The 7,048-nt window shown below is 61.8% G+C and carries 8 protein-coding genes and 1 pseudogene; 7 read left to right on the plus strand and 2 right to left on the minus strand.

The window, feature by feature from the left end:
- Window positions 1-44 precede the first annotated feature (44 nt).
- Window positions 45-992, plus strand: a complete 948-nt coding sequence (ispH, locus tag J5M73_RS26520; protein ID WP_102865452.1) for a 4-hydroxy-3-methylbut-2-enyl diphosphate reductase — start codon at window positions 45-47, stop codon at window positions 990-992.
- Here ispH and J5M73_RS26525 read toward each other — a convergent pair whose 3' ends face one another.
- A complete protein-coding gene (locus J5M73_RS26525) occupies window positions 993-1,517 on the minus strand; it encodes a GspH/FimT family protein (RefSeq protein ID WP_102865453.1) in 525 nt (174 codons plus the stop codon).
- Window positions 1,518-1,907: 390 nt separating this feature from the next.
- Between J5M73_RS26525 and pilV the strand changes: the two genes are divergently transcribed.
- The 6 genes and pseudogenes from pilV (at window position 1,908) to thiO (ending at window position 5,619) form a co-directional block, all read left to right on the plus strand.
- A complete protein-coding gene (pilV, locus tag J5M73_RS26530; RefSeq protein ID WP_102865454.1) occupies window positions 1,908-2,339 on the plus strand; it encodes a type IV pilus modification protein PilV in 432 nt (143 codons plus the stop codon).
- An 8-nt stretch (window positions 2,340-2,347) separates the two neighbouring features.
- Window positions 2,348-3,058 (plus strand): prepilin-type N-terminal cleavage/methylation domain-containing protein, encoded by a 711-nt coding sequence (locus J5M73_RS26535; protein ID WP_102865455.1) that lies wholly within the window; start codon window positions 2,348-2,350, stop codon window positions 3,056-3,058.
- 41 nt (window positions 3,059-3,099) lie between these two features.
- On the plus strand, window positions 3,100-3,540 hold the full coding sequence (locus J5M73_RS26540; protein WP_102865456.1) for a PilX N-terminal domain-containing pilus assembly protein: 441 nt from the start codon (window positions 3,100-3,102) through the stop codon (window positions 3,538-3,540).
- Window positions 3,541-3,853: 313 nt separating this feature from the next.
- A pseudogene (locus tag J5M73_RS26545) lies at window positions 3,854-4,045 on the plus strand (hypothetical protein); the annotation flags it as partial.
- A 15-nt stretch (window positions 4,046-4,060) separates the two neighbouring features.
- On the plus strand, window positions 4,061-4,462 hold the full coding sequence (locus tag J5M73_RS26550) for a type IV pilin protein (protein ID WP_102865457.1): 402 nt from the start codon (window positions 4,061-4,063) through the stop codon (window positions 4,460-4,462).
- 56 nt (window positions 4,463-4,518) lie between these two features.
- Complete coding sequence (thiO, locus tag J5M73_RS26555) at window positions 4,519-5,619, plus strand: glycine oxidase ThiO (protein WP_102865458.1); 1,101 nt, start codon at window positions 4,519-4,521, stop codon at window positions 5,617-5,619.
- On the opposite strand, the gene J5M73_RS26560 is transcribed toward thiO, so the two are convergent.
- Window positions 5,616-6,944: a sigma-54 dependent transcriptional regulator gene (locus tag J5M73_RS26560; RefSeq protein ID WP_102865459.1), complete on the minus strand. Its 1,329-nt coding sequence runs from the start codon at window positions 6,942-6,944 to the stop codon at window positions 5,616-5,618. The two genes, thiO and J5M73_RS26560, sit on opposite strands and share 4 nt — an antisense overlap.
- Between the last annotated feature and the right edge of the window lie 104 nt (window positions 6,945-7,048).

The following is a 7,048-nucleotide window of genomic DNA, read 5'->3' on the forward strand; positions in this document are numbered from 1 at the left end:
TCTATAACGATCTAACTTCTTGCGCGCAAGACACGAGGCACAGCATGCAAATCAAACTCGCCAATCCCCGTGGCTTCTGCGCCGGTGTGGACCGGGCGATTGAAATCGTCAATCGCGCCCTGGAAGTCTTCGGGCCGCCGATCTACGTCCGGCATGAAGTGGTGCACAACAAATTTGTCGTCGAAGACCTGCGCAATCGTGGTGCGATCTTCGTCGAAGAGCTGGAACAGGTGCCGGACGACGTCATCGTTATCTTCAGCGCCCACGGTGTCTCCCAGGCTGTACGCAGTGAAGCGGCCGGTCGCGGTCTCAAAGTGTTCGATGCCACTTGCCCGCTGGTGACCAAGGTGCATATCGAAGTGGCGCGCTACAGCCGTGATGGTCGTGAGTGCATCCTCATCGGACACGCCGGCCACCCTGAAGTCGAAGGCACCATGGGTCAGTACGACGCCAGCAACGGCGGCGCCATCTACCTGGTGGAAGATGAAAAGGATGTAGCCGAGCTGCAGGTGCAGAACCCTGAACGCCTGGCGTTCGTGACCCAGACCACCTTGTCCATGGACGATACCAGCCGGGTGATCGATGCCCTGCGCACGCGTTTCCCGGCCATTGGCGGGCCGCGCAAGGACGATATCTGCTACGCCACGCAAAACCGTCAGGACGCGGTCAAGCAACTGGCCGACGAGTGCGATGTGGTGCTGGTGGTGGGTAGCCCCAACAGTTCGAACTCCAACCGCCTGCGCGAGCTGGCCGAGCGCATGGCCACTCCCGCCTACCTGATCGACGGTGCCGAGGACCTGCAGCGCAGCTGGTTCGACGGTGTCGAGCGCATCGGCATTACCGCCGGCGCTTCGGCGCCGGAAGTGCTGGTGCGTGGGGTGATCCAGCAGTTGCAGGCCTGGGGCGCCACCGGTGCTGACGAGTTGGCTGGCCGCGAAGAGAACATCACCTTCTCCATGCCCAAAGAGTTGCGGGTTCGCTCCCTGCTCTGATCAGTCCACTCCCATGCAAAGGGCCTGCTCGGCGGTTTCGCTGCGCAGGCTGACCCGCCCGCTGCGCGACAGCACCACCTGGTGGCGGCTGTGTTCCTGGTCGGCCTGGCAGATATGCAAGGTGCCGGCCTGGAAGGCGCCACTGGGCAGCAACGGATTGCCCTGGGCACTGAAGCGCACGAAGTGCTGTACCGGACGATTACCCACAATCAGCACTTGCCCACCGCTCTGACGCTCGATCAGCAGCGGATTCTCTGGATCCTCCCACCCCTTGCCACTGACATCCAGAATGATGCGCCAGCCCTGGCTCCAGTCGTCGTTCAGACTATGTATCAGCGCGGTGCGCTGGTGCAGGATGGCCGCCGCCCGTGCATTGCGCAGGCCGCTGGCGAGCATCTGCGCCGCTTCCTGCTGTCGATTGGTGCGCAATAGTTCACTGAGCGCAGCCGTGGACAGCGGCAGCAAAAGTGCCAGCAAGGCCAGCGCGATCAACAGTTCAATCAGGCTGAAGCCCTTTTCATGCATGGTGTCTCCTCCCTGGAGATGAGGCGTTCACGCTATCCGTATGCAGGCGCTGAGCAGATGACCAGCTTGCCGGTCTGGGATGGGGCGAATCGCCGCCCGTTATAGCCGATGCCTGTTCCAGGGTGGGTGATGTATTTGGGTACAAAGGGTTTCACCCGATTGAAACGGCCCGGCGCCTGGGCCCTTGCGGCTCGGCCTCAAGGGAGAGGTAAGGGGGCTGTGAGCAATGTATTGCGGGTTGTTCCGAGAGGCGGCCCGGGGCTGACTCTGGCACTAACCTTTGAAGTCGAGAGCATTGGTTTCCATCGCTTCTGTGGGCTCACACGAGTCTGCTTCATCGGAGATCGGTGGTTGTCTGCATGGGCTTGGGAGCGTGACGGAGATTGGAACATGAGGGAGCAGCATGCACAGGCCGGCATGACCCTGATCGAGGTGCTGGTGGCCCTGTTGATTCTCGCGGTGGGGCTGCTGGGGGCCGCGGCGGTCCAGATCAAGGCCTTGCAGTACACCGACAGTTCACGGATGAGTGCCCAGGCCAGCTTTATCGCCTATGACATGCTTGACCGGATCCGTGCCAATGCGGCGGCCGACTATGGTGTTGCCACGCCCGCCGCAGGCAGCCCGGGCAATGTGCGGGATCAGGACCTGCATGATTTCGCCAGCAACGTGGCGAACTTCGGGGGCCCCAGCGCCAAGGGCAGTATCAGTGTCAATCAGCAGGTCTATACCATCCGCATCACGTGGGACGATTCCCGGGCCGAGGGGCATTCGCGGAGTCAGCGCGCTCTGGTGCTCAGCAGCCGCGTGGCCGTGGATTCGTGAGGGGCGCGATGAGGCAGGGCAGCCATGGCTTCGGGCTGGTAGAGATAATGCTGGCACTGGCTTTGAGCCTGGTGCTGGTGCTGGGGGCGGCTCAGGTGTTTATCGCGGCGAAGGCTACTTACCTTAGCCAGAACGCCTCGGCCTACCTGCTGGAGGATGCGCGTTTTGTTCTGAGCAAGATGCTCCAGGAAATTCGCATGGCAGGGCTTTCCGGTTGCCTGCGCACCGTCAATGATCGCAGTACGGCTAAGGAGTTTTCCCGCTACGCGGCCACCCCGATTCAGTGGAGCAATGTCGAGCGCAAGCTGACCTTGATCACCGCTGACATCGGTGATTATGGCGGGACGCCGACCTGGAGCCTGGTCACCGACTGTCAGCGCAGCGCCGTGGTCTATTCGGGGGCTCATCAAGGGGAACACGGGCAGCAGGTCCTGGCCTTGCGCCGGCTGTTCTATAGCCTCCAGGACCACCAATTGATGCTGGGCAGCGGCTTGGGCAAGCAGCAGGCGGTGCTGCTGGATAATGTCGAGACCTTTGACGTGAGTTTCGGTATGGCCCGTTCTGCAACGGAAAGTGCCGCTTCCAGCTACAGTCGCAACCCGGGAGATCCGGCACGTATTCGCAGCGTGCGGTTGCAGCTGACATTGTCCGATCCCCAGCAGCGTGTGCGCCCGCAGCGCTTTACGCTAGTGGCGGCCTTGCGTAACAGGTTGCCCTGATGCCTGGCGTCAATGGCGCAGGGCCCACCAGGGAGAGAGGCATGGCGCTGTTGATGAGCCTGGTGTTCTTGTTGCTGCTGACCATGATCGGCCTGTCATCGCTGCAGAACGCCGTCCTCCAGGAAAAGATGAGCGCCAGCCTGACCTTGAACAATCGTGCATTCCAGGCTGCAGAAGCGGCCTTGCGCGTCGGGGAAAACGCGGTGCGCATGGATGACTATCGTTTGTCGGTATGCGCCAATCCTTCTGAATGTGCCCCTCCCGCTGAGTCTGCAGCGGTCAGCAGCGCGGGCTTCAACAGTGTTTCCGCCGTGACCTGGATCGCCACCGGAGAGGGTTTCTATGGGGTGCAGAACCTGGGGGCTTCTACGGATGCGGTCAACCTGCCGATCAATACCGTCGCCACCTTGTATCGAGTGACTGCCGTGGGTTTGGCCGGTCATTCGCGCAGCGTCTTGGAGAGCATTTATGCCAAATACTGAACCTGATTCGAAAGGTAGCCGGCTGTTGCTCGTCGTTGCCGCTACGTTGCTGGGCAGTTTGTGGCAAGGGGGACTTGCCCAGGCGCGCGGTCCCGCCAACAGCCTACTCTCAGGCGCTGTTGCAGCAGCGCCTGAAGTGATAACCGGCACTCCTTATGTTCGGCCGTTAACTCCGCCCCTTGTACGCGGACAGGTCTTGCCTTGTGCAGCGATGAGCAGTGCCGGCGAGCCCATGGGTGTGGTTCCGTGGCGGCTGGTGCATGTTCGTGACGCTAGGCGGGTGTCCTGCAACCTTCTGCCGTTCAAGATCGATGACCCCAACTCAAACACTGGTAGTGGGAAATTGATCGAGCTGCAAGCGTTCAGCGGTAAGATGCTCGACGCTGCGGTTGCGCACACCCATGGCACTGGCAAGATCATCCGCGATTCCAGTGGCGGCATCAGCCCCCGGGTGGACAAAAACGACGGTGGCAGCCGGCGCATCCTGTGGCGACAAATTCAGTAAGCGAGATTCTTGACCATGCGCAGATCCAACCAAGGGTTCACCCTGATCGAAATCATGATCGTGATTGCGATCATCGGTCTGGTCCTTACCTTGAGCCTTCCCAGCATCACCGAATACATGAAGAAGCCCCATCGCAGTGAAATCGCCGTGCTGCTCACCGAGCAGGCGCAGCAACTTGAGCGCCACTTCTCCAAGACCGGTGTCTACAGCAACGCCCCGGATCTGAGCACCGGCAATGAGTACTACAGCATCACCCCGACTCTGAGCGACAGCGGGTTCTCGCTGACCGCGACGCCAAAAGCCGATGGGATGATGGCGGGGGACAAATGCGGCAGTTTCAGCATCGATCAGACAGGTGCCACCAGCATCAGCGGTCAAGCCGACGGGCTCGCGGCTAAGGATTGCTGGGGACGCTGAGTCTCTGTATCGGGGAGCTGCGGCGCCCACTGTCTTTCTCATGATTGGATCGAATTATGGTCAAGCAACAGCAAGTGCTGGTGGTGGGCGGCGGAGTGATCGGCCTGCTCACGGCTTTCAATCTGGCGTCCCGGGGCCAGCAGGTGCGGCTTGTAGAGCGTTCGGAACTGGGGCGTGAGTCGTCGTGGGCTGGTGGAGGCATCGTCTCGCCGCTGTACCCTTGGCGCTACAGTCCGGCAGTCACGGCGCTGGCCCATTGGTCCCAGGACTTTTATCCACAGCTGGCGGAGCAACTGCTGAGTGCTACCGGGGTTGATCCCGAAGTGCATACCACCGGGCTCTACTGGCTGGACCTGGAGGATGAGGCCCAGGCCCTGCAATGGGCGCGGCGTGAGGGGCGGCCCCTGAGCGCTGTGGATATCTCGGCGGTACATGATGGGGTGCCGGTGCTGGGGAGCGGCTACCAGCGGGCGATCTACATGGCCAATGTGGCCAATGTGCGTAATCCGCGGCTGGTCAAATCCCTCAAGGCCGCTTTGCAGGCTTTGCCCAACGTGCACATCGACGAGCAGTGCAGCGTCAGCGGCTTTATTTGTGAAGGCCGGCAGGTGGCAGGCGTGCACAGTTCGCTGGGTGAGATCCGCGCCGATCAGGTGGTGCTCTGCGCCGGGGCCTGGAGTGGCGAGTTGCTGCGCAGCCTGGGGCTTGTACTGCCGGTGGAACCGGTCAAAGGGCAGATGATCCTGTACAAATGCGCTGCCGACTTCCTGTCCTGCATGGTCCTGGCCAAGGGCCGTTATGCGATTCCCCGGCGTGACGGACACATCCTGGTAGGCAGTACTCTGGAGCACGAGGGGTTCGACAAGACGCCTACTGCATCCGCTCTGGAAAGCCTCAAGGCTTCTGCTGTCGAGCTGATCCCGGCACTGGCGGACGCTGAGGTCGTGGGGCATTGGGCTGGGCTGCGTCCGGGGTCGCCGGAGGGCATTCCCTACATCGGGCCAGTTCCCGGCTTTGCCGGTTTGTGGCTCAACTGCGGGCATTACCGTAACGGCCTGGTGCTGGCGCCCGCTTCCTGCCAGCTTTTTTGCGACCTGCTGCTGGGACAAGCGCCGATCATCGATCCGGCGCCCTATGCGCCCGAAGGTCGAATTTAATTCAGGCCAAGCTTCTTCATGCGGTAACGCATCGAACGCAAGGACAGACTCAGCCGTCGGGCCGCCGCTGTGCGGTTCCAGCGGCTTTCCTCCAGGGCCTGGAGCAATAAATGGCGCTCCACCTGTTGCAGGTGCAGCGCGAGGTCCAGGTTGGGAGGGAGCGAAGGGGCGGGGAGGTCCTGGTGTTCACTGACAGGCAGATGCAGGTCGCTCAGCTCTATCCACGGACCCTCGCAAAGGGTCTGGGCCCGCTCCAGCAGGTTCTCCAGTTCACGTACGTTGCCGGGAAAGTCGTAGCGCTCCAGGGCTTGCAGTGCTTGCGGGCTTAGTTGGGTGGCAGGCTTGTCGCCGGATTTGGCCAGGCGTTGCAGAATGTGCCGCGCCAGTATCTCGATATCTCCCGGGCGCTCGCGCAGCGCGGGGACTCGCAGTTCGATCACATTCAAGCGGTAGTAGAGATCCTGGCGAAAGCGGCCGGATTCTACCTCGCACTTCAGATCCTTGTGAGTGGCACAGAGAATCCGCACATCGACGGCTCTTTCCTCCTGGCTGCCCACCGGACGCACAGACCTTTCCTGCAGTGCACGCAGTAGCTTCACTTGCATGGCAAGAGGCAGGTCGGCGACCTCGTCGAGGAACAGGGTTCCCCCCTCAGCGGCCTGGAACAGTCCAGGCTGATCAGCCAGGGCGCCACTGAAGCTGCCTTTGCGGTGACCGAAAAACTCACTCTCCATCAGTTCGCCAGGAATGGCGCCACAGTTGACCGGAATGAAGGGCGCCCTGGCCCTGGGACCCAACTGGTGGATCAAACGCGCCACTCGCTCCTTGCCACTGCCGGATTCGCCGCTGATGTAGACCGCCGCCAGGCTGGGGGCCAACTTGTCGATGTGTTGGCGCAGGTTGTCCATGGGCGGTGAATGCCCCAACAACTGATGGTCGGGTAGTTTTTTTGTGGCGGTGGGCAGCCGCTTCAGTCTGCTGCTTATCCATTCTCGAAGGCGCATGGGGTGTAGCGGCTTGTGCAGCAGGTCGCAAGCCCCGACTTCCAGGGCGCAGGCCTGCGTGCCTGGGTCATTGCTTAGAAGTGCGACCGGCAATTGAGGGTGGCATTGGCGAATATGCAGCAGCAGGTCCAGTCCGCTGCCATCCGGCAAATGCAGGTCTGTCAGGCACAGGTCGAAGCGCTCCCGGGCCAGGTGAGTCCGGGCTTCCTGCAAGGTGCGGGCACTTTGGGTGTGCAGGCGCATGCGGCCGAGGGTGATTTCCACGAGGGCACGGACTTCCATGGCCTCATCGACCACCAGCACCCTGGGCATTGGGTTCATGGCGGCTGCCGTTTTCATGGGTCAGTCAACAGCGGGCAATAGCGCCCGTGTTGGGGGGCGAGAGCTCAGTCTAGGCCCTTGGGGTGGGCGGCGCAGGGTGCCGG

The organism is Pseudomonas sp. 50_B, from assembly GCF_017491625.1.
GTDB lineage: Bacteria > Pseudomonadota > Gammaproteobacteria > Pseudomonadales > Pseudomonadaceae > Aquipseudomonas > Aquipseudomonas danubii.